Origin of the sequence: Guyparkeria sp. SB14A, from assembly GCF_005096345.1 — a bacterium.
Lineage (GTDB): Bacteria > Pseudomonadota > Gammaproteobacteria > Halothiobacillales > Halothiobacillaceae > Guyparkeria > Guyparkeria hydrothermalis.
On the sequence record NZ_SWAW01000001.1, the window covers coordinates 109,615 to 130,453 of the forward strand.

Below are 20,839 nucleotides of genomic sequence, written 5' to 3' on the forward strand. Positions count from 1 at the left end.
GCGCGGTTGCCGGCATCCTTGGCTCGGCGGCAACAAAGCTTATCAACATCGGCCACACCATATGAGCTCGACGTCGAAATGACCGGATGGGTCCTCTGGCCGGTGACTACCGGTTCAGGATGAGCGTGCTTGTCAATCGCTCGCACCCCGACAATGGTTCCATGGCCGGGAAAGCCCGCCAGACCCGGTCTGACGAGGTGCCTTCAATCCTGTAACCTCATCGCCTTCTAGGCGATGACAAGGCAAAGGAACGGTGCACAAGAGAATGAATAAAGCCGAACAGAAATTTCTGAAGGAGCTGGACGACAAGCTCTGGTCGGCCGCCGACAAACTGCGCGCCAACCTGGATGCGGCCAACTACAAGCACGTCGTGCTGGGGCTGATCTTCCTCAAGTACGTCTCCGATGCCTTCGAGGAGCGCCAGCGTCAATTGCGCGCCCTGTTCCAGTTCGACCGCGAGGACAACATCTACTACCTCCCGCGCGATGACTTCGATTCCGACGCCGACTACCAGGAGGCGCTGGAAGAGGAACTGGAGGTGCTGGACTACTACCGCGAGGCCAACGTCTTCTGGGTGCCCAAAGCTGCCCGCTGGCGCACCTTGAAAGAAAAGGCCGTGCTGCCGGTCGGCAGCGTGCTATGGCAGGACGAGCAGGGCAACGACGTCAAGCTGCGCTCGGTCTCCTGGCTGATCGACAACGCGCTGGAAGAGATCGAGAAGAGCAACGCCAAGCTCAAGGGTATCCTCAACCGCATCAGCCAGTACCAGCTGGAAAACGACAAGCTGCTCGGCCTGATCAACACCTTCTCGGATACCTCCTTCACCCGCCCGGTCCAGGACGGCGAGGAACTGAACCTGCACAGCAAGGACATCCTCGGTCACGTCTACGAGTACTTCCTCGGCCAGTTCGCCCTGGCCGAAGGCAAGCAGGGCGGGCAGTACTACACCCCCAAGAGCATCGTCACCCTGATCACCGAAATGCTCGAACCCTACTCGGGCCGCGTGTTTGACCCGGCCATGGGCTCCGGCGGATTCTTCGTCTCCTCGGATCGTTTCATCGAGGAGCATGCCAAGGAGCAGCACTACGACCCCGCCGAGCAGCGCAAGCACATCTCCGTCTACGGCCAGGAATCCAACCCCACCACCTGGCGGCTGGCCGCCATGAACATGGCCATCCGCGGCATCGACTTCAACTTCGGCAAGAAGAACGCCGACAGCTTTCTCGACGACCAGCACCCCGACCTGCGCGCCGACTTTGTCATGGCCAACCCGCCGTTCAACATGAAGGACTGGTGGAGCGAATCACTCGCCGACGATGCCCGCTGGCAATACGGCACCCCGCCGAAGGGCAACGCCAATTTCGCCTGGCTGCAGCACATGCTCCACCATCTGGCGCCCACGGGCAGCATGGCCCTGCTGCTGGCCAACGGTTCGATGAGCTCCAACACCAGCGGGGAAGGCGACATCCGCCGCCGGCTGGTGGAGGAAGACTTGGTCGAATGCATGGTCGCCCTGCCGGGCCAGTTGTTCACCAACACCCAGATCCCCGCCTGCATCTGGTTCCTGACCAAGGACAAGGCCAACGGCGTCGTCTTTGATGAGAAAAAGCGCGACCGCCGTGGTGAGCTGCTGTTCATCGATGCGCGGAACTGTGGCCACATGAAGGACCGCGTTCTCCGTGACTTCAGCAACGAAGACATCTCCCGAATCGCCGACACCTTTCACGCCTGGCAGCGCGGCGAGGGCTACGAGGACGTGCCCGGCTTCTGCAAGGCGGCCGCGAGTCTCGATGAGATCGAGAGGCACGACTTCGTGCTCACCCCAGGCCGTTACGTGGGCGTGCCGGAACAGGAAGACGACGGCGAGCCCTTTGCCGAGAAGATGGCGCGCCTGACCGGAAAGCTGCGGGAGCAGTTTGCCGAGAGCGACCGGCTGGAGGCGGAGATCAAGCGGAATCTTAGGGGGCTGGGGTATGAGCTCTGAATGGCCCTTGCTAACGTTGGAAGAGGCGGGCGTGCGCCTTATTGACTGTGATCACAAGACGCCGAAGGCTCGGGAAGAGGGATATCCCTACGTTGGAATACCTCAGCTAAAAGATGGCCGGATTGTTCTCGATGGCGCACGTCTGATCTCGGAAGAAGATTTCAATCAGTGGCGCCGCAAAGCTAAGCCCATTGATGACGACGTGATTCTTTCGCGTCGTTGCAACCCCGGTGAGTCCGCCTACGTCCCCAGCGGACTGGAGATCGCTTTAGGACAGAATTTGGTTTTGTTGCGATCTGACGGGGTGTGGGTATATCCCCCATTCTTGAGGTGGGTAACTCAAGGCCCGCATTGGTGGTCTCAAGTTGGGAAATATCTGAATGTTGGCGCTGTTTTTGACAGCCTGAAATGTGCTGATATCACCAAATTCGAAGTATTCCTGCCGCCAATTAGAGAACAGAAAAAAATCGCAGATATTCTTGGTGGTATCGATCACAAAGTTCTCTTAAATCAACAAATAAACCAAACCCTCGAACAGATGGCCCAGGCCATCTTCAAGAGCTGGTTTGTCGATTTCGAGCCGGTCAAGGCCAAGATTGCTGCCCGCGAGCGTTGGCAAGCCCACCAATCGGCCCAACAACCGGCATCGCCGGTCTGCTACGCCGCGGAGCTGGAGCCGGAATCTGTAGATCCAGAACTCGAGACCCGCATGGCGCTCGCTGCCATGCAGGCCATTTCCGGCAAGACAGAAGCGCAGCTGGCCCGCTTACAGACCGAACACCCGGAGCACTACGCCGAACTCCGCGCCACCGCCGACCTGTTCCCCGCGGCCATGCAAGAGAGTGAGTTGGGGGAAATCCCGGAAGGCTGGAGGGTCGCTCCTTTTTCCGACCTTGCTCGATTGGATACGACGTCTGTTAAACCGGCTCAGCAGCCTGAAAAAGAATGGGAGCATTACAGCATCCCGGCGTTTGATGATGGTCAAACGCCAGCGCATGAGTTCGGAGCCGATATCAAGAGCAACAAGTACAAGGTCCATCGATCCGCCGTACTGGCTTCCAAGCTGAACCCGCACTTCCCGAGAACGTGGATTCCCCTTGTGGAGGACGAAACGGCGGCGATTTGTTCAACTGAGTTTATGCCGTTCGTACCATTGGAAGAATCCCATAGGCCCTTCGTGGCCGGGATGGTCACTTCCGCGCCGTTTCAAAGCGGGATAATGATGCGTGTGACCGGTTCTACCGGCAGTCGGCAACGGGCGCAGCCCAAACAAGTGGCGGTCATGGATGTGGTGACGCCCCCGACCGCGTTGATCGCAGCTTACTCAAAGTTGGCTGATCCCCTGATGGCTAGCACCGCGAGGAATATTTCCCAGTCGCAAACGTTAGCGAAGTTGCGAGACACACTCTTACCCAAACTTCTCTCCGGCGAGATCACCGTGCCGGAAGTCGATAGCCAGCTAGACGAAGCCACGGAGACGGCGCATGTTTAAGATCGACCCGACCGCCAATCGCATCAGTCCGCTGGAAGTGAAACGCTTTGCCGAACTCGGGTTTACCGAGCGCAAGCACCTGCAGGAGTGGCTGGAGAACACCCCGCAGGCGCTGGCACAGGGGGAAGGCGAGGAGCTGCTGATTATCCAGAAGGAGTTCGACGGCTTCGACGACACCCGAGAGCGGCTGGACCTGCTGGCCATCGACAAGGACGGCAACCTGGTCATTATCGAGAACAAGCTCGATGACACCGGACGGGATGTGGTCTGGCAGGCGCTCAAGTACGCGGGCTACTGCGCCAACCTGAGCAAGTCGCAGGTGGTGGACATCTACCAGCGCTACCTCAACCAGAAGGCCCAGGAAGACGGCACGGAGCCGGGCAGTGCCGAGGAGAACCTGGTCGAGTTCCTGGAGGTGGATGGCCTGGAGGCGGCGCAGATCAACCGCATCAAGACGCAGCGCCTGATTCTGGTTGCCGCGCACTACCGCAAGGAAGTGACCAACACCGTGCTCTGGCTTAGCCAGTTCGGCATTGCCTGCCAGTGCTTCAAAGTCACGCCGTACCAGGCCGGCGAGGAGCTGTTCCTGAATGTCGAGCAGATCATCCCCACGCCGGAGTCCAGCGAATTCATGATCGGCATGGTGGCGAAGGAAGCCGAGGAGAAAAGCGCCGACAGCGAGCAGAAGCACCGGCACACGCTGCGGCTGGCGTTCTGGGAGCAGGCGCTGGACGCCTTCGGCAAGAGCAGCTGCTCCCTGTACAACAACATCAGCCCGGCAAAGGACCACTGGCTGAGTGCGGGCTCCGGGGTGACCGGCATGCCGTACCAGCTGATCTTCGGCAAGAACGAGATCCGGGTGGGGCTGAGCATGCAGAACAGTGAGGCGGCCGCGAACCGGTTTGTCTTCGAGCGACTGGAAGAGCGCAAGACCGAGATCGAGGATGCCTTCGGTGCCGAGCTGACTTGGTTACCCCTGCCGAACAAGAAGGCCTGCCGGATTCAGTATGCCAAGGCCGTAGACGGTTACGACAAGGCGAACTGGCCGGCGATGATCGAGTGGCTGGTCGAGCACATGACCCGGCTGGAGACGGCCCTTCACGACCCGCTCAAGCAGGTCAACCAGCAACTTAAGCAGGTGTCGTTCGGTAGCGAGGAGGTCGCTGGGGCGTAGTTGGCCTTTGAGCCGAATATAGGCCACAATCGGCTCACTATCTGATTCGATTGGGTGGGTGATTCGGCTCATGTATATCTGGGAACAGGCTGACTGGCCGCGATTTCGCTGGGACGACGCGGCACTGCGTCCGCGGCTGGATGCGGTGCGCTTGCTGCAAGGGCGATTGCTGGGCCGTGCCGATGCCGCGCCCGAGCAGGACGACCTGGCATTCGAAATGGACGCGTTGATCCAGAACGCGATCCGCACCTCGGAAATCGAGGGTGAGCACCTGGATGTGGGCTCGGTGCGTTCTTCCGTTGCCCGCCAATTGGGGGTGGAACAGGCCGGCGTACCGGCCAGGACCACGCCGGAATCCGAATCGCTGGTGGCGTTGCTGCTGCACGCCACGCGTGAGCCGGACGAGCCGCTCTCTCGCGACGGGTTGTGTCATTGGCAGTCGTTGCTGTTTCCCGAGGGGCCGGGATGGCTTGAGAAGGTGCACGTCGGCGAGCTGCGCGGCGAGCAGCCGATGCAGGTGGTTTCGGGCCGGCTGGATCGCCCCACGGTGCACTTCGAGGCCCCGCCTCGGGATCGGCTGGAGGCGGAACTGGACGCGTTTGTGGACTGGTTCAATCGTCCGCCGGGCGGGCTGGACGGTCTGTTGCGGGCGGGCATCGCGCACTTGTGGCTGATTACCCTGCACCCGTTTGACGACGGAAACGGGCGGGTCACCCGGGCCGTGACGGATCGGGCGCTGGCACAAGCGGAGCGCCAATCGGCGCGGTTCTATTCGCTGAGTGCCGCGATCATGGCCCGGCGGAATGCCTACTACGACCAGTTGGAACGGGCCCAGCGCGGCGATTTGGACATCACGCCCTGGCTGGCGTGGTTTCTCGATACCCTGGAAGCGGCGTTGCGCCAGGCGCTGGAGCGGCTGGATCGGGTGCTGGCCAAGGCCCGCTTCTGGCAACAGCATGCCACCACCGTGCTCAGCGAGCGGCAGATCAAGGTGCTCAACCGGCTGCTGGATACGGCGGGCGAGGAGTTCGAGCACGGCATCAACGCCCGCAAGTACCAGTCGCTGGCGAAAGTGAGCAAGGCCACCGCCACGCGAGATCTCGCCGATCTGGTGGAAAAAGGCTGTCTGCGGAAGTTGCCCGGTGGTGGTCGAAGCACCCGCTATGCCCTGGGCGGGCAGGGCGGGGACGACACATGGCACCAGTGAGTCGGCTCCTGGCAAGCCGACAGGAGCACTGAGCCGAATAGGGATTGTATTCGGCTCAGATGGCGGGGCAGGTATTGTTTGGTGTGCTCGGCCAACAGGCTCGGCCACCGCTGCGCCACCGTGGGAATGCGAGATAGGGACACGTCGAAGGACGGATAGATGACGGAAGACGAACTCGAACGACAATGCCTGCACTGGTTTGCTGAGGGCGGTTGGGAGACCGCTCATGGCCCGGATCTGGCTCCGGATGGCCTGTCACCGGAGCGGGCGGATTATCGCCAGGTGTTCTTGCTGGCGGACCTGGAAGCGGCGGTGCGGCGGATCAATCCGCATTTGCCCGAGTCGGCGGTCGAGCAGGCGGTAGCCGCGGTGCGCACGCCGGAGAGCCCGGATGTGGTGTTCGCCAACCGGGCTTTTCACCGTCTGCTGCTCGACGGGGTGCCGGTGATCTACAAGCGCGGCGACGAGCGGGTGCACGATCACGCCTTCCTGGTCGACTTTGGCGAGTTGGCGGCCAACCGCTTCCGGGTGATCAACCAGTTCACCATCGATGGCAGCAAGCAGTTGCGCCGCCCCGACGTGGTCTGCTTTATCAACGGTCTGCCGCTGGCGATGCTGGAGCTGAAAAGCCCCAACGCCGAGAACGCGACGGTCTGGGATGCCTTCAACCAGATCCAGACGTACAAGGACGAGGTACCGGATCTGTTCGTCACCAACGAGGCCTCCGTCATCAGCGACGGGTATACCGCCCGGGTGGGGTCGCTGACCGCCAACCCGGAACGGTTCATGCCTTGGCGCACGCTGCGCCACGAGGACGACAAGCCGCTGCTTCACTGGCAACTCGAGACCATGGTGCGCGGTTTTTTCGATCGCGAGCTGTTTCTCGATTACGTCCGCCATTTCGTGCTGTTCGAGTCGGATTCCGACCGGCTGGTGAAGAAGATCGCCGGCTATCACCAGTTCCACGCGGTACGCGATGCGGTGCGCGCCACGGTGATCGCCGCGCAGGCGGTGGATGAACCTGGGGTGCGCGAAAAGCGGGCGACCTATGGCGACGAGGTGGAGGCCGGCAGCAAGAAGGCCGGGGTGGTCTGGCACACGCAGGGGTCCGGCAAGAGCATCTCGATGTGCTGCTATGCGGGCAAGCTGTTGCAGCAGCCGGAGATGAACAACCCGACGCTGGTGGTGGTGACCGACCGCAACGACCTCGACGGCCAACTGTTCGCGACGTTCAACGCGGCACAGGAGCTCCTGAAGCAGGAGCCGGTGCAGGCGGACGATCGCGAGACGCTGCGCCGACTGCTGGCCGAGCGCGAATCCGGCGGGATCATCTTCACCACGGTGCAGAAGTTCGCGCTGCTGGAGGACGAGCGCGGCCATCCGATCCTCAACGACCGGCACAACATCGTGGTGATCTCGGACGAGGCACACCGCAGCCAGTACGGACTGAAGGCGACGCTGAAACAGGACGGGCAATACAAGTACGGCTATGCGCGCCACATGCGCGATGCGCTGCCCAATGCCTCGTTCATCGGCTTTACCGGCACGCCGGTGGCGAGCGAGGACAAGGACACCCGCGCGGTGTTCGGTGACTACGTCTCCATCTACGACATCCAGGACGCGGTCGACGATGGCGCCACCGTGCCGATCTATTACGAGTCACGCCTGGCGAAGCTGGACATCAACCGCGACGAGATCGAGGCCTTGTCCGAGCAGGTCGACGAGGTAGTCGAGGACGAGGAAGACGTCGGAAGCAGGGAGAAGACCAAGGGCGAATGGAGCCGGCTGGAAAAGCTGGTGGGCGCCGGGCCGCGCATCGAGGAGGTGGCCGCCGATCTGGTGGCGCACTTCGAGGAGCGCAACCGCACCATCGAGGGCAAGGCGATGATCGTGGCGATGAGTCGCGAGGTCTGCGTGCGTCTTTACGATGCGATCGTCGCGCTGCGCCCGGAGTGGCACGACCCGGACCCGGAAAAGGGCGCGATCAAGGTGGTGATGACCGGGTCGGCTGCCGACAAGCCGCTGCTGCAACCGCACATCTATAACAAGAAGGTGAAGAAGCGCTTGGAAAAGCGCTTCAAGGACGAGAATGACCCGCTCAAGCTGGTGATTGTGCGCGACATGTGGCTGACCGGATTCGATGCGCCCGTCTGCCACACCATGTACGTGGACAAGCCCATGAAGGGGCACAATCTCATGCAGGCGATCGCCCGGGTGAACCGCGTGTTCAAGGACAAGCCCGGTGGGCTGGTGGTGGACTACATCGGCATTGCGAACGAGCTCAAGCAGGCGCTCAAGACCTACACCGACGCCAAGGGCAAGGGCGAACCGACGCATAGTGCGGAGGAGGCCTTCGCCATCCTGCTGGAGAAGCTGGACATCATTCGCGGTATGTTCGCGCCCGGACCGCACGGCGAGGGCTTCGATTATAGCGGTTTCGAGACCCGGCCCAACGAGCTGATCCCGCCGACGGCCAACTACATCTTGAGTCTGGAAGACGGCAAGAAACGGTTTCTCGATACCGTGCTGGCGATGAACAAGGCGTTCTCCCTGTGCAGCACGCTGGACGAGGCGCGCGGGTTGCAGAAAGAGGTGGCGTTCCTCTCACAGGTCAAGACCGCGATCACCAAGTTCACCAGCGTGGACCGCAAGCTGACGCAGGACGAGAAGAACTCGGCCTTAAAGCAGATCCTCGACAACGCGCTGGTCGCCCAAGGCGTGACCGACGTGTTTGCCCTGTGCGGGTTGGACAAGCCCAATATCGGGCTGCTCTCCAACGAGTTTCTCGAGGACGTGCGGCAGATGCCGTACAAGAACCTGGCCGTCGAGCTGCTGGAGAAGCTGCTTAAAGACGACATCAAGGCGCGCACGCGCAACAACGTGGTCCAGGAAAAGAAATACGGCGACCGTCTGCAGGAGACGCTGCGCAAGTACAACAACCGTGGCATCGAGACGGCGCAGGTGATCGAGGAGCTAATCGCCATGGCCAAGCAGTTCCAGGAGGAACTGGAACGCGACGAGGCGTTGGGCCTGAATCCCGATGAAGTGGCCTTCTACGATGCGCTGGCCAACAACGAGAGCGCGGTACGTGAGCTGGGCGACGAGATTCTGAAGAAGATCGCCGTCGAGATCACGGAAAAGTTGCGCCGATCGACGACCGTTGACTGGCAGGTGCGCGAGAGCGTGCGCGCCAAGTTGCGGATTCTGGTGCGTCGTACCCTTCAGCGCTACAAGTACCCACCAGACAAGGCGTCAGAGGCCGTTGATCTGGTTCTGAAGCAGGCAGAGGTCCTGTCGAGTAGCTGGAGTCACTGATCGGTGTGAATTGCCCCTGGTTTGTGAGGCATTCGCGAGCCCGTTGAAATAGCGCCCGCCCACTTTTTGCAGACGGCCACGTCAGGATGAGCAGCTGTAATGGGAAACGCCGCCGACATGGAACAGGGATGAGGGCTTGAGTCGGTAGTATTTTTCTTCTATCGCTTTTGATTGCTCGGCGTATGGCTGCGTCATTACCTCCTGGAGTTCCCTGATTGCCGAATAGTCGCCGGCCGCTGCTTGTTGGTAGGCGGGCACGAGAAACCACTCTCTCAAGGTGTATTTCGGGTTGACCCTTTTCATGGCCTTGGAGATCTCGTCCCGCCTTCTAGCCAACTCGGTTGCCGACTGGGTGTCATCATCGACGCCGATGAGCCCTCTCCACTTGGTCAGCCACTCGGACCAGCGCTCTTCGGTCGCTTGGGTGTCTTCCGACGCCGGAGTGTTTGAGGCCCCGAGATCGGCATAGAAGCTCTTCGTGAGCGGCTCGATGCTGTCGGGAACCGCCGAAAGCTCACGGAAGAAGAGGGTGTAATCCACCGGGGTGGTGGTCATCAGCGTTTGCAGTTCGACGAACAACTCGGCGTTGACCGACGCCAGGCCCAGTTTGCGGGCCCACATCCGTTCCAGTTTCTCGCCCATGATCTTGGCGAAGTCGCCTTCAATCGCGTCCAGTTGCGCGATGGCTTCCGGGGCGTCGTCCACCAGGGGGCGTAGGGTCGTGCAGAACGTGCGGAAATTGCGTTCCGCGGCGGCGGGCTGGTTGGAAAAGCAGAAATGACGCCCACCGCCGGTCCAGGGTTGAAAGTAGAGGTCGAAGACCTCGCAAAACCCGAACGGGCCGTAGTCGAGCGTAAAGCCCCCAGCGGCGCAGTTGTCGCTGTTGAAGTTGCCCTGGCAGTAGCCCACCCGGATCCAGTCGGCTACCAGCGAGGTGAGCCGGTCTCGGAACGCGTGCGCCAGCGCGAGGATCTGTTCGCCAAGCCCCGCGTCTCGATCGACGTCCTCGGCGTATTCCCGCTCAATTAGGTGCAAGACGAGCGCTTCGAGTTCTTCCTTCGCGCCCGGGTGAGCCTGTTTGCGGGCGCGGCGGCTGAAGAGTTCGAGCTGGCCGACCCGGATGAACGAGGGCGCCACCCGGGTGGAGATGGCGACCGGTTCCCGAACCAGGATGTCGGGGTTCATGGCCTCGCTGCCCTCCGAGTACCAGGGCCGATCGACGGTTTCGGTTTTCGATACATACAGGCTCAACGACCGCGATGTCGGTACGCCGAGGGCGTGCATGTGCTCCTGAGCGAGGAATTCGCGAACGCTGGAGCGCAGGACTGCCCGGCCATCCGCGCCCCGGCAGTAGGGCGTGCGACCGGCGCCTTTCAGTTGCATCTCCCATCGTTTTCCCCGTGTCACGACCTCGAGCACGGAAATGGCCCGGCCGTCGCCGTAGCCATTGCCGGTCTGAAACGGGCACTGGCGGTCGAATTCCGTGCCGTAAATGGACAGGGCGTAGCCACAGGCCCAGCCGACACGGCTCATCGTCTCGGGTACGACGGAAAGATCGCCGGAAAACAGCCGGATGAACGCGTCGGACCGGGCGAGACGCTCGTCGAAACCCAGCTCGCGGAAAAGCGCTCGACCGTGGGCGACGTACTCCGGGTTCTCGAGCGGGGTCGGCCTGACGGGCACGTAGTGCCCGGAGAAGACCTGTCTGGGGTCGTGGTCGTTACCGTCGCTCGTCGCCTCGGGATCGCGGTTGAGCGTACTCATCAGGGAGTAGTCGACGACGTGGGCGAGCGCCTCCAGGCTTGAGATGGCCGGGGGCTTTTCGGGCGTGTAGCCGTGGTGCTCTTGTTGGGTCGGGTCGTTGCTCATGGGCGTTCTGGTTACCGGTCGCGTGTTGCCGTGCCGAGTGACGAGGTCGGGCCAAGAATGGGCGTGGACGGGAAGCGGGTCGGGTTTGCCCGTCGCGCTGGGGCGGCTGTCAGGCACCCGTCAATACGTGGGCATGTCGCGGTCGACTTGCGCGGCCCAGGCATCGACGCCGCCGGTGAGGTTGATCACGTCGGTGAAACCCTGCTGTTCCAGGAACCGGGCAACCTGCATGCTGCGCATGCCGTGGTGGCAAATGCACACGATCGGCGTGTCTTTCTCCAATTGTTCGACGTTTGCCGGGACGGTGTTCATCGGCATCGTCCGTGAGCCCTCGATATGACAGAGCTGGTATTCCCACGGCTCTCGGACATCGAGCAACAACGGGCTGACGCGACTTTCGTCGTCGAGCCACCCGGCTAACTCGTTGGCGTTGATGTTTTGCATCGATTGGGATCATCCTCGGGAAAAGCCGGCCGGAAACCGGGCATTGGCAGACGACCGTCAGGGTGCGGCGGAGTCGGCGGCGAGAAAGACGGCGTCGGGCCGACGGCAATGTCGGCGTCACGACAGCGCTCGACGGCCAGGGCGTTGCCGAACGGTTGCGACGACCGACCGGAACTCAAGCCGGGCCGATCGCTCTGCGGGGCGAATACTGTACTAGTATGGTCGGATATTGTTCCACAGAGATCCCGGGCGGCAAAGTCGCATCGGGGCAGGGATTTCACGTGCGAGCAGAGCGAAGTCGAGGAGGATCCCGTGACCTATGTCGTGACCGAGAACTGCATCAAGTGCAAGTACACCGATTGCGTCTCCGTGTGTCCCGTGGACGCCTTTTGCGAGGGGCCCAATATGCTGGTCATCGATCCCGAGGTATGCATCGACTGCGACGTGTGCGTACCCGAGTGCCCGGCGGGAGCGATCTACGACGAGAACGACGTGCCCGAGGGGCAGACGTCATTCATCGAGCTGAACTGGGAACTGTCTGGGCAATGGCCGACGATCTCCCAGATGAAGGACCCACCGGCCGATGCCGAGGACTGGGATGGCGTCACGGGCAAGCTCGAGTATCTCGAGAAATAACCGCTTTCCCGTCGTGTCGGCCGACCTGCCACGCTGACGACACGGGCTCGCGTCGGTCTTCGGTGGCGGCGCTCCCGATCGGAGAACGCGGCCCCACATGGGGCTTGCCTTCAAGGAAGGCCGGCACGACTCGTCAGGCCCCGCAGACCGGCAAGGCATTCGTGCAGGGTTTCCTTAACTGGTTCCGGATCGGCGGTCACGTTTTAGTGGCGAGAGGGCCGCGATGTGCTCGGGGGACAGTCCGCAACAGCCACCCAGGACCTGCGCGCCTTGCTCGATCCATCCCTCGGCGTAGCGGCGAAGCTCACGCGGCGCGATCACGTCCTCGAACTGCCAATGCGGGGACTTGAAATACCCCGAGTCCGGGTAGGCCATCAGCGGGCCGTCGAACGTCGCGCGCAGGCTGTCCAGGGCCTCACTGACCAGGTTCGCCGGCGTGTGCATGATGCCGGCGGCATCGACGTCCCAGTCGTGGAGGATCGAGACCAGTTGCGCGAACGGGATGTCGTCCCCGGGGCCGAACCCGAGGAGCGAGCCATCCTCGCCGCGCCGGGCGGAGAACCCCGCCCAGACGGGCAGGCCGGTCCGGGCGGCCGCCTCGAAGACGAGCGGCATACGGGCCGGGTCGTACATCATCTCAAGCAGGAGCAGGTCGCAGCCTTCGTCGCGCAGTAACTGCGCCTGCTCGCGGAGCGCCTCGGCCATCGTGTCGAGCCCGATGGCGCCGCTGTCCGGCCGCGCCGAGCCGGTGGCGATGGGGCCGCGGTGGGAGAGGGAGCCGGCGATCAGGACCTCGGGGCGACCGCTGCGATCCCTGGCCTGACGCGCGGCGCGGACCGCCGCCCGGTTGATGGCCTCGAACTGGTCGACCAGTCCATCCAGCTCGAGCAACGCGCGCGACGTGGCGTAGGTGTTCGCCGTGATGATGTCGGCGCCGGCGTCGATGTAGTCCCGGTGGATCCGTTCGAGTGTGTCGAGGTGATCGAGGGAGGCCGAGCCGCTCCACGCGTTCGTGCTCATGGGCACGCCGCGCTTTTCCAGCTCCGTGCCGGTCGCCCCGTCAAGGAGCCGGACCTCGCCTGCTTGCAACCGTGTGTACGTCATCGTGATGCCATCCCGAATCGCCGCGCTGTTTGTCTCATTGTGGCAAACCGGGATGGCGTCATGGCGATGCCCGCTCCGGCACGCAACGACTCGCATCGAGCACGAATCGATCGTCGGCCGTGCGATACCAGATGCCGGTGTCGACCAAGGGAAGGTCTGCACGAATGCCATGCCACTCTGGCTTGGCGAGTCGCTCGTGATCAAGGCGCGGTGTCGCCGGCGTGCCGGTGGCCACGTCAAGACATCGCAACGCGGAGCACGGGCGACTCGCCTAGCCCCGCAGGGCGCGCCTTGAGCCGGGCATCTGCTGCGTTGTCGTCCTTGGAAAGGGAATCACCCTTCCGCGGCGGACGAACGCCTTGCATCTGCCCGGCTCAAGACGCGCAGAGCGGTATGACATTCGTGCAGACCTTCCCAAGGTGTCCTCGCGCAGCGGTTTCTTGGTGTACTGCGTGCAGCCTTGTTCGTCCGTACCCACCGCGACGAACAGCACCGGCGCCCCGGCGGCGAGTACGCCGTCCAGTGTGCCGTATGGGTTGGTCGAGCCGTTCGATGCCGTGGTCGAGCAGGCGGTGAGGAGCAGTGGAGCGATGAGGGCTGTCAGTGTGATGGATGGTCTGATGGGCATGGTTCCCTCTCCCGTGTCTGTCTGTTGCCGGAGTCATCGCTCGATTCGCGGTATCCGTTGGGCGATTCCCGGTGATCCTGGTCGTGCCATGCCTCGGGTTTGTCGCCTGGGGCTCAGGGGAGGCGCACCCTGACTTCCAGGCCCCCGAGCGCCGCCGAACGCGCGAACGTCAGCTCGCCGGCATAAAGCTCGACGATTTCACGCACGATCGCCAGTCCCAGCCCGTGGCCGTCGCGGGATTCGTCCAGGCGCGTGCCCCGCTGCGCCAATGCCTGCAGGGAGTCGGTTGGTACGCCCGGCCCGTCGTCCGCGATGGTGAGGTGCCAACCATCGTCCTCCTGGCTCACTGCCACATCGATGTGGCTGGCCGCCCACTTGGCCGCGTTGTCCAGCAGGTTGCCGACCAGTTCGTACATGTCCTCGCGATCGGCGCGTAGCAAGGCACCAGCGGGGCAGTCGACCCGGTGGGTGAAGGTCTTTTCGGGGTGGAGATGGCGGAACATGCCGAGCAGTCGCGGGAGTTCGCGTGCCACCTCGAAACGCTGACTGCCGCGTGCCTCGCCCGCCATGCGTGCCTGGCGGAGCTCGCGGTCGGTGATGCGGCGCATGCGGGAGACGCCCTCGGCGAGGCGCTCGGCGGTTTCGGCGGGGAGGGTGTCCCGGGATCGTTGCAGCACCTGGTCGATCAGGGTGATCGGGGTCTTCAGGGCATGGGCAAGGTTGCCGAGCGCCTTGCGCGAGCGGGACAGGCGGCGTTGCATCGTGTCCTGCAGGTGGTTGATCTCCTCGACCATGGGCCGGAGTTCCGGCGGGACGGCCTCGTCCAGCCGGTCGATTTCGCCCTCCTGCAGGCGGCGGCAGTCCTGCCGCACTCGATCGAGCGGACATAGGCTTGCCCGGACGATCAGCCGTTGTCCGACGAGCATCATGCCGAGCATGATCAGCGTGAGGACGGCGAAACGCCAGCGGAAGGTCTCGATCCGCTCTTCCAGTGCTGAGAGATCCGCGGCCACGTGTACCTCGATCCAGGTGTCGTCTTTCTGAATCCGGTCGGCATAGACGAGCAAGTGCTGTTCCGCCGGGCCGGTGGCGTGGTAGGTGCCGGGGAACGATTCGAGTTTCCGGGACTGTAACTCGAAATCCCATAGCGATCGAGAGCGCAGCTCGGTGCCGGCCACATCGAGCTGGTAATAATACCCCGAGTAAGGGCGCTCGTAGAGGGGGGTGGCGTAGGCCGGGTCGAGTCGCGGCGCGTCGCCGGTCTGCTCCACGCCAAGGACGAGCACTTCGGCGTCATGCGCGAGGAGGTCGGCGATGTAATTTTTGGTGAGCACCACGGGCGCGCGAGCGGCGACCAGCCAGAACAGGGCCACCAGCACCAGGACGCTGGTCAGCAGCCAGAATGTCAGGCGGGTCTGGATATGGCGGGGCTTGAACCTACTCACGAGCGTTCTCGCGGATCACGATGGAAGACATATCCCTGACCGCGACGCGTCTCGATCCGTTCGCGACCCAGCTTGCGGCGCAGACGCGTGACGTAGGCCTCGATCACGTTGGGATCCCGGTCGTCGTCGAATTCGTAGAGATGATCGGCCAGCCGGCTTTTCGACAGTACGTGCCCCGTGTGATGGACGAAGTAGCGCAGCATGCGGAACTCGGTGCCGGTCAGTTCCACCGGTCTGCCTTCGACCAACGCCTGCTGACGGTCCTCGTTGAGCACGAGGCCGTGGTCCGACTGCATTATCAGGTCGGCAGGGTGTTTGTTGACGCGCCGTGAGAGGGCCCGCAGGCGCGCGACCAGTTCCTCGAGATGGAACGGCTTGGCGAGGTAGTCGTCGGCCCCGGCCTCGAACCCCTCGACCTTCTCGAACCAGGTATCGCGGGCCGTGAGCAGCAGTACCGGTAAGTCCAGACCCTTCTCACGCCATTCGTGCAGTACCGCTAGACCGTCCTTTCCGGGGAGACCGATGTCGAGCACGACCAGATCGTGCACGTGTTCCCTTCCCAGCCAGGCGGCTTCGTCGCCGTGGCGCACCCAGTCGACCGCGTAGCCTCGCTCGCGCAGGCGCGCCTGCAGATCGGCGCCCAGGGTGTCGTCGTCTTCGGCCAAGAGCAGTCTCATCAGTCAGTCGTCATCGTGGTGGCCGCTCCCAAAGAATTCCCCGGTTTCCTTGTGTTCGGAGAGAAGTCGGCCATCACGCGCATCGAAGCGCATTTCGTGGTACTGGTCGTCCTTGCCGTAGACGGTAATCTCGTATATCAGCGCCTCCTCGTCGAGCTTGGCCTCCACCATCTGTCCTGGGTGGAAGGCCTGGGGTCGACCAAGGAGTTCGGCCAGGGAGAGGAGCTCGCCGCGTTGATGCGGCTTGAAGACCTGGTTGTGATCCGCCTGGGCCGACGACACGATCGCCAGAACGGCCAGCATTGCCACCGCGACCAAGCCGGTCCGAAGCCACGAGACGACCTTGCGGATCGGTTCGCCGCCCCGGTTATCAGTATGGTTCATGGGATCTCTCCGCTGTCGTGCACGGGCACAAGCCAGTATCGCAGACCCAGGCCGGCGAGTTCATCCCGCATGGCCTGGATCAACGACTGGGCCTGATCCGACTCGATTTCCAGGTGAAACACCGCGCGGCGCTGGCGTCCCGTGACCTGTTCGACTAGGTTGAACCGGCCGTGCTCCCGGCTGTGGCCCCAGGCGGCCTCGCCGGTAAAGCCGGACAGTTCGTCGCGAACTAGCAGCCAGTCGACCACGACTTCCTCGACGTCCGGGCGGGCGATCAATGTCAGCAACACGTCATTCATGCTTCGGCTCCCTGGCGGTCGGCTTGGGGTGCCGCTTCACCGAAGCGGCGGTAGAGGATGGGCAGCAGCACCAGGGTCAGCAGGGTGGAGGTCACCAGCCCGCCGATGACCACCGCCGCGAGCGGCCGCTGGATCTCCGAGCCCGGCCCGGTCGCGAACAGCAGCGGGATCAGGCCGAAGGCGGCGGTGGCGGCCGTCATCAACACCGGACGCAAGCGCCGCTTGGCCCCCTCGATCACGGTGTCATGCAACGACAGCCCCAGCCCTCGCAACTGGTTGAAATAGCTCACCAGCACCACGCCGTTGAGCACCGCGATGCCCAGCAGGGCGATGAAGCCCACCGAGGCCGGTACCGACATGTATTCGCCGGATATCCACAGGCCGAACACGCCACCGATCAAGGCAAAGGGGATGTTCAGTAGCACCAGAATGGCCTGGCGGATCGAGCCGAAGGTGGTGAACAGCAGGAGGAAGATCAGGCCGATCGAGACCGGCACCACCATCCCCAGTCGCTTGGCCGCACGTTGCTGGTTCTCGAACTCGCCGCCCCACGCGAGGCGATAACCCGTATCGAGCGATACCTGGTCGCCCACCGCCTTGCGGGCATCCTCGACAAAACCGACCAGATCGCGGCCGGCGACGCTCGCGGCCACCACGACGAAACGCTCGCCCAGCTCGCGCTCGACCTGAACCGGGCCCTCGACGCGCTCGATCGATGCCAGAGCCGACAGGGGCAATCGTTGACCACCGGGCAGGCTGACCAACAGTTCGCGCATCGCTTCCGGTGAACTGGCGATCTCGCGGCTGCCGCGGATCATCAGCGGTGTGCGCCGTATGCCCTCGTAGACCGTGCCGACGCGTTTGCCCTCGAGTTGCGCGCGCAAGACGGTCTGTAGCTCTTCAATGGCCAGCCCATAGCGCCCGGCGGCCTGCCGGTCGGCGGTGATTTTCAGGTACTGCACGCCCTCGTTGCTGGTATAGAAGACATCCGAGGCACCATCGATACCGCGCACGGTCTCGGCGATCGCCTGGGCCTTCTCGTTGAGCACGTCAAGGTCGGGGCCGTACAACTTGATCGCCAGATCCCCGCGCACCCCAGTCAGCATCTCGGAGACGCGCATCTCGATAGGTTGGGTGAAGGCATGGGCCACGCCCGGGAAGTCGGCCAGGACCTCGCGGATGGCATCGATCAGTTCCTCCTTGGTCTCGAAGCGCCATTCCTCGCGCGGTTTCAGCACCAGGAAGTTGTCGGTATCGTTGAGACCCATCGGGTCCATGCCCAATTCGTCGGACCCCGTGCGGGCGATCACGCCGGTGACTTCGGGGACGCGCTCGATCAACGCCTGCTGGAAGCGCTTGTCGATGCGGACCGACTGCCCGAGCGAGATCGACGGCAGCTTCTCCAACTGGACGATCACGTCGCCCTCGTTCATCGTCGGCATGAATATCTTGCCGATCTGGGTGTAGGCCCCGGCCGTTGCCCCCAGGGCCAGCAGGGCGGCTGCGCCGATGGTTTTCGGGTGGGTCAGCGACCAGGCCAGGGCCGGGGTGTAGGCCTTGTGCAATTGGCGCACCAGCCACGGCTCGTCGTGCGGCACATTGCGCAGCAGGAACGTGCTGATCACCGGGATCGCCGTCAGCGAGAGCAGCAGTGAACTACCCAGGGCGAAGACGATGGTCAGCGCCACCGGCTTGAATAGCTTGCCTTCCAGCCCCTGCAGTGTGAGCAGCGGCAAGAAGACGATCACGATGATCAGGGTGCCGGCGGTCACCGGCGCGGCCACTTCGCGCACGGCCCGATAGATCACGTGCAACCGGGGCAGGCACTTGGCCTCCTTTTCCCGCCCCAGGTGGGCGACGATGTTCTCGACCACCACGACGGCGGCGTCGACCAGCATGCCGATCGCGATGGCCAGCCCGCCCAGGCTCATCAGGTTGGCGGACATTCCCACCTGATCCATGAGAATGAAGGTCAGTAGGGCAGACAGCGGCAGGATCAGGGCCACGGTCACCGCCGCCCTCAGGTTGCCCAGGAAGATCACTAGGAGGATCAGCACCAGGACGATAGCCTCCTCGAGGGCCTTGGTCACGGTGTGCACGGCCTGGTCGACCAGCGTCCCGCGGTTGTAGAAGACGTCGATGCTCACGCCTTCCGGCAAGGTGGGGGCGAGCTCGTCGAGCTTGTCCTGCACGCCGGCGACGACCTCGCGGGCATTCGCTCCCCGTAGGCCCAGCACCAGGCCCTGGACGGCCTCGCGGTCGCCGTTCTTGGTCACCGCGCCGTAGCGGGTGAGGCTGCCGATCTGGACATCGGCGACGTCGGCGACGTGGATCGGCGCGCCGCCCGGCGTCATCGCCACCACGGTTTCACGCAGATCGTCCAGTTGCGTGACGGCGCCCTGGACGCGCACCAAAAGCGCCTCCTCGCCGTCCTCGACCCGGCCCGCGCCGTCGTTCTTGTTGTTGCGTGACAGGGCATCACGCAGTTGCCCGAGCGTGACACCGCGGGCGCTCATCCTTGCCGTGTCGGGTTCGACCTCGAAGGTACGGACGTGTCCGCCCAGGGCATTGACGTCGGCCACCCCCGGCACCGTCCTCAGGGCCGGACGGATCACCCAGTCGAGCAGCGACCGGCGTTCGGCCAGCGACAGGTTGCCCCCATCGATGGTGAACATGAACATCTCGCCCAGCGGGGTGGTGATCGGTCCCATGCCGCCGGTCGCGTCAGGCGGCAGATCCTCCCAGACGGCGGCGAGACGTTCGGACACCTGCTGGCGGGCCCAGTAGATGTCGGTGCCTTCGGCAAAGTCGATGGTGATTGCCGTCAGGCCGTACTTGGCCACGGAACGGAGCATGCTCTGGTCGGGAATGCCGAGCATCTCGACTTCCACCGGTGCGGTGATGCGCTGCTCGATCTCCTCGGGCGTCATGCCCGGTGCCTTGATGATGATCTTGACCTGGGTGTTCGATACGTCCGGGAAGGCATCGATCGGCAGATTGAGGAAGGCGCGGGTGCCCAGCCCCGCCGTCAGGGCGACCAGCAACAGGATGAACAGGCGCTGGGTAAGCGAGAACCGGATCAGTGCGGCTAACATCACTCACCGCCCCCCATGCCTTGCCAGGCACCCTTGATGGTGGCCACGCCGTCAACGGCCACCTGATCGCCGGCCGACAGTGGGGGGCGGTCACCCGTGTCGCTCACCCGAACGGTCAGCAGGCCATCGGATTCGCCCAGTCGCTCGACGGGGTAGGCATCGAAGCCGCCGTCGGTCGCGACGAAGACGAATGAATTCCCCCCTTGGCGGATGACCGCGTCGCCTGGCACGCGCAGCAGGTTTGCCTGATCGGCGCCCTCGAGACGTACACGCAGGAATTGCCCTGGGCGCAACCGGCCGTCGACAGCCTCTACCCGGGCGCGGATCATGACGGTCTGATCATCCGGATCGATGCGGCTGCCGGTCAGGATGACCTCAGCCTGTATCCCGTTGTCCATGACGATCACCCGGTCACCCGGTTGCACGTCGGCGAGTCGCTCGACCGGGAGCCGCACCTCAAGCCAGAGCGTATCCAACGCACTGATGCGCATCAGTGCAGAGGCGGCGTTGACTCGCTCGCCAGCGGTGATCATCTGTTCCATCACGGTGCCGTCTTGGGGGGCGACGAGATCAAGCACCGGGTCGATACGTCGGGTCTGGTCGAGTTTGTCCAGCGCGGCGTCGCTCATGCCGGCCAGTGACAGGCTCTGGCGCAGGGCGGACAGGCGGGCATCGGACTGGTTGTACGCACCACGGGTCTCGTTGAGGCGGCGCTCGGCGATGATGCCTTCGGCCGCCAGGGACCGGTCGCGTTCCAGGGCCTGTGCCGCCACGCGATGGGTCGCGAGTGTCTCGAGGTAGTCGCTTTGCAGCGTGACCAGACCCGAGCTCAGCAGGCTGGCGACGGGCTGGCCTTGCGTGACGGTCTCGCCCTCGGCCACCCGGACCTGTTGGATCATTCCGTCGACCGGCGCGGCGAGCACGGTCTCGTTGGCCGGTGGCACCCGGACCTCGGCGGGGTAGGCCTGTCCGGCAACATTGCTGGCCGGCTCGGCCGCCGCGGTTTGAATACCCAGTGCCTGAACCTGGGACGCGCTCATGTTGATATCCGCCGCCTGCACGCTCGCACTGGAGATGAGAGCGGTT

The 20,839-nt window shown here is 63.6% G+C and carries 15 protein-coding genes; 6 read left to right on the forward strand and 9 right to left on the reverse strand.

What is annotated here, in order from left to right; all coding sequences use genetic code 11:
- The first annotated feature begins 265 nt into the window (after positions 1 to 265).
- The 5 genes from FAZ79_RS00575 to FAZ79_RS00595 all read left to right on the forward strand — a co-directional run bounded on the left by FAZ79_RS00575 (position 266) and on the right by FAZ79_RS00595 (position 9,172).
- Positions 266 to 1,984 (forward strand): class I SAM-dependent DNA methyltransferase, encoded by a 1,719-nt coding sequence (locus FAZ79_RS00575; protein WP_136865977.1) that lies wholly within the window; start codon positions 266 to 268, stop codon positions 1,982 to 1,984.
- Positions 1,974 to 3,476: a restriction endonuclease subunit S gene (locus FAZ79_RS00580; RefSeq protein WP_136865978.1), complete on the forward strand. Its 1,503-nt coding sequence runs from the start codon at positions 1,974 to 1,976 to the stop codon at positions 3,474 to 3,476. The genes FAZ79_RS00575 and FAZ79_RS00580 overlap by 11 nt, the downstream gene beginning before the upstream one ends.
- A complete protein-coding gene (locus tag FAZ79_RS00585; protein ID WP_136865979.1) occupies positions 3,469 to 4,650 on the forward strand; it encodes a DUF4268 domain-containing protein in 1,182 nt (393 codons plus the stop codon). Before FAZ79_RS00580 ends, FAZ79_RS00585 begins: the two co-directional genes overlap by 8 nt.
- A 70-nt stretch (positions 4,651 to 4,720) precedes the next feature.
- On the forward strand, positions 4,721 to 5,857 hold the full coding sequence (locus FAZ79_RS00590; RefSeq protein ID WP_136865980.1) for a Fic family protein: 1,137 nt from the start codon (positions 4,721 to 4,723) through the stop codon (positions 5,855 to 5,857).
- A gap of 159 nt (positions 5,858 to 6,016) precedes the next feature.
- A complete protein-coding gene (locus FAZ79_RS00595; protein ID WP_136865981.1) occupies positions 6,017 to 9,172 on the forward strand; it encodes a type I restriction endonuclease subunit R in 3,156 nt (1,051 codons plus the stop codon).
- Positions 9,173 to 9,253: 81 nt separating this feature from the next.
- On the opposite strand, the gene FAZ79_RS00600 is transcribed toward FAZ79_RS00595, so the two are convergent.
- Together FAZ79_RS00600 and FAZ79_RS00605 are read right to left on the reverse strand one after the other, a co-directional pair.
- On the reverse strand, positions 9,254 to 11,041 hold the full coding sequence (locus FAZ79_RS00600) for a protein adenylyltransferase SelO family protein (RefSeq protein ID WP_136865982.1): 1,788 nt from the start codon (positions 11,039 to 11,041) through the stop codon (positions 9,254 to 9,256).
- Between the two features lie 120 nt (positions 11,042 to 11,161).
- Positions 11,162 to 11,485, reverse strand: a complete 324-nt coding sequence (locus FAZ79_RS00605; RefSeq protein WP_136865983.1) for a rhodanese-like domain-containing protein — start codon at positions 11,483 to 11,485, stop codon at positions 11,162 to 11,164.
- 312 nt (positions 11,486 to 11,797) lie between these two features.
- Here FAZ79_RS00605 and fdxA point away from each other — a divergent pair, with 312 nt between their 5' ends.
- A complete protein-coding gene (gene fdxA / locus FAZ79_RS00610) occupies positions 11,798 to 12,121 on the forward strand; it encodes a ferredoxin FdxA (protein ID WP_136865984.1) in 324 nt (107 codons plus the stop codon).
- Positions 12,122 to 12,295: 174 nt separating this feature from the next.
- Here the strand turns inward: fdxA and FAZ79_RS00615 are convergent, their stop codons facing one another.
- From FAZ79_RS00615 to FAZ79_RS00645, 7 genes are all read right to left on the reverse strand, one after another.
- Positions 12,296 to 13,225, reverse strand: coding sequence for a homocysteine S-methyltransferase family protein (locus FAZ79_RS00615; RefSeq protein ID WP_169303500.1), 930 nt, complete (start codon positions 13,223 to 13,225; stop codon positions 12,296 to 12,298).
- 741 nt (positions 13,226 to 13,966) lie between these two features.
- Positions 13,967 to 15,298, reverse strand: coding sequence for a sensor histidine kinase (locus tag FAZ79_RS00620; RefSeq protein ID WP_136865986.1), 1,332 nt, complete (start codon positions 15,296 to 15,298; stop codon positions 13,967 to 13,969).
- Positions 15,295 to 15,975, reverse strand: a complete 681-nt coding sequence (locus tag FAZ79_RS00625; RefSeq protein ID WP_125198633.1) for a response regulator transcription factor — start codon at positions 15,973 to 15,975, stop codon at positions 15,295 to 15,297. Before FAZ79_RS00625 ends, FAZ79_RS00620 begins: the two co-directional genes overlap by 4 nt.
- A gap of 3 nt (positions 15,976 to 15,978) precedes the next feature.
- Positions 15,979 to 16,359 carry a PepSY domain-containing protein gene (locus FAZ79_RS00630; protein ID WP_125198634.1) on the reverse strand — a complete coding sequence of 127 codons (381 nt, stop codon included), beginning with the start codon at positions 16,357 to 16,359 and terminating at the stop codon, positions 15,979 to 15,981.
- Entirely contained in the window at positions 16,356 to 16,658 is a 303-nt protein-coding gene (locus tag FAZ79_RS00635) for a DUF3240 family protein (RefSeq protein WP_136865987.1), read from the reverse strand. Before FAZ79_RS00635 ends, FAZ79_RS00630 begins: the two co-directional genes overlap by 4 nt.
- Complete coding sequence (locus tag FAZ79_RS00640) at positions 16,655 to 19,753, reverse strand: CusA/CzcA family heavy metal efflux RND transporter (RefSeq protein WP_136865988.1); 3,099 nt, start codon at positions 19,751 to 19,753, stop codon at positions 16,655 to 16,657. Before FAZ79_RS00640 ends, FAZ79_RS00635 begins: the two co-directional genes overlap by 4 nt.
- Positions 19,753 to 20,793: an efflux RND transporter periplasmic adaptor subunit gene (locus FAZ79_RS00645; protein WP_169303501.1), complete on the reverse strand. Its 1,041-nt coding sequence runs from the start codon at positions 20,791 to 20,793 to the stop codon at positions 19,753 to 19,755. Before FAZ79_RS00645 ends, FAZ79_RS00640 begins: the two co-directional genes overlap by 1 nt.
- Between the last annotated feature and the right edge of the window lie 46 nt (positions 20,794 to 20,839).

Coding starts and splice junctions, on each gene's coding strand:
- FAZ79_RS00635 (WP_136865987.1), bottom strand. CDS start 16,658: ATGAATGACGTGTTGCTGACATTGATCGCCCGCCCGGACGTCGAGGAA.
- FAZ79_RS00575 (WP_136865977.1), top strand. CDS start 266: ATGAATAAAGCCGAACAGAAATTTCTGAAGGAGCTGGACGACAAGCTC.
- FAZ79_RS00640 (WP_136865988.1), bottom strand. CDS start 19,753: ATGTTAGCCGCACTGATCCGGTTCTCGCTTACCCAGCGCCTGTTCATC.
- FAZ79_RS00625 (WP_125198633.1), bottom strand. CDS start 15,975: ATGAGACTGCTCTTGGCCGAAGACGACGACACCCTGGGCGCCGATCTG.
- FAZ79_RS00615 (WP_169303500.1), bottom strand. CDS start 13,225: ATGACGTACACACGGTTGCAAGCAGGCGAGGTCCGGCTCCTTGACGGG.
- FAZ79_RS00600 (WP_136865982.1), bottom strand. CDS start 11,041: ATGAGCAACGACCCGACCCAACAAGAGCACCACGGCTACACGCCCGAA.
- FAZ79_RS00590 (WP_136865980.1), top strand. CDS start 4,721: ATGTATATCTGGGAACAGGCTGACTGGCCGCGATTTCGCTGGGACGAC.
- FAZ79_RS00605 (WP_136865983.1), bottom strand. CDS start 11,485: ATGCAAAACATCAACGCCAACGAGTTAGCCGGGTGGCTCGACGACGAA.
- FAZ79_RS00585 (WP_136865979.1), top strand. CDS start 3,469: ATGTTTAAGATCGACCCGACCGCCAATCGCATCAGTCCGCTGGAAGTG.
- FAZ79_RS00645 (WP_169303501.1), bottom strand. CDS start 20,793: ATGAGCGCGTCCCAGGTTCAGGCACTGGGTATTCAAACCGCGGCGGCC.
- FAZ79_RS00630 (WP_125198634.1), bottom strand. CDS start 16,359: ATGAACCATACTGATAACCGGGGCGGCGAACCGATCCGCAAGGTCGTC.
- FAZ79_RS00595 (WP_136865981.1), top strand. CDS start 6,017: ATGACGGAAGACGAACTCGAACGACAATGCCTGCACTGGTTTGCTGAG.
- FAZ79_RS00580 (WP_136865978.1), top strand. CDS start 1,974: ATGAGCTCTGAATGGCCCTTGCTAACGTTGGAAGAGGCGGGCGTGCGC.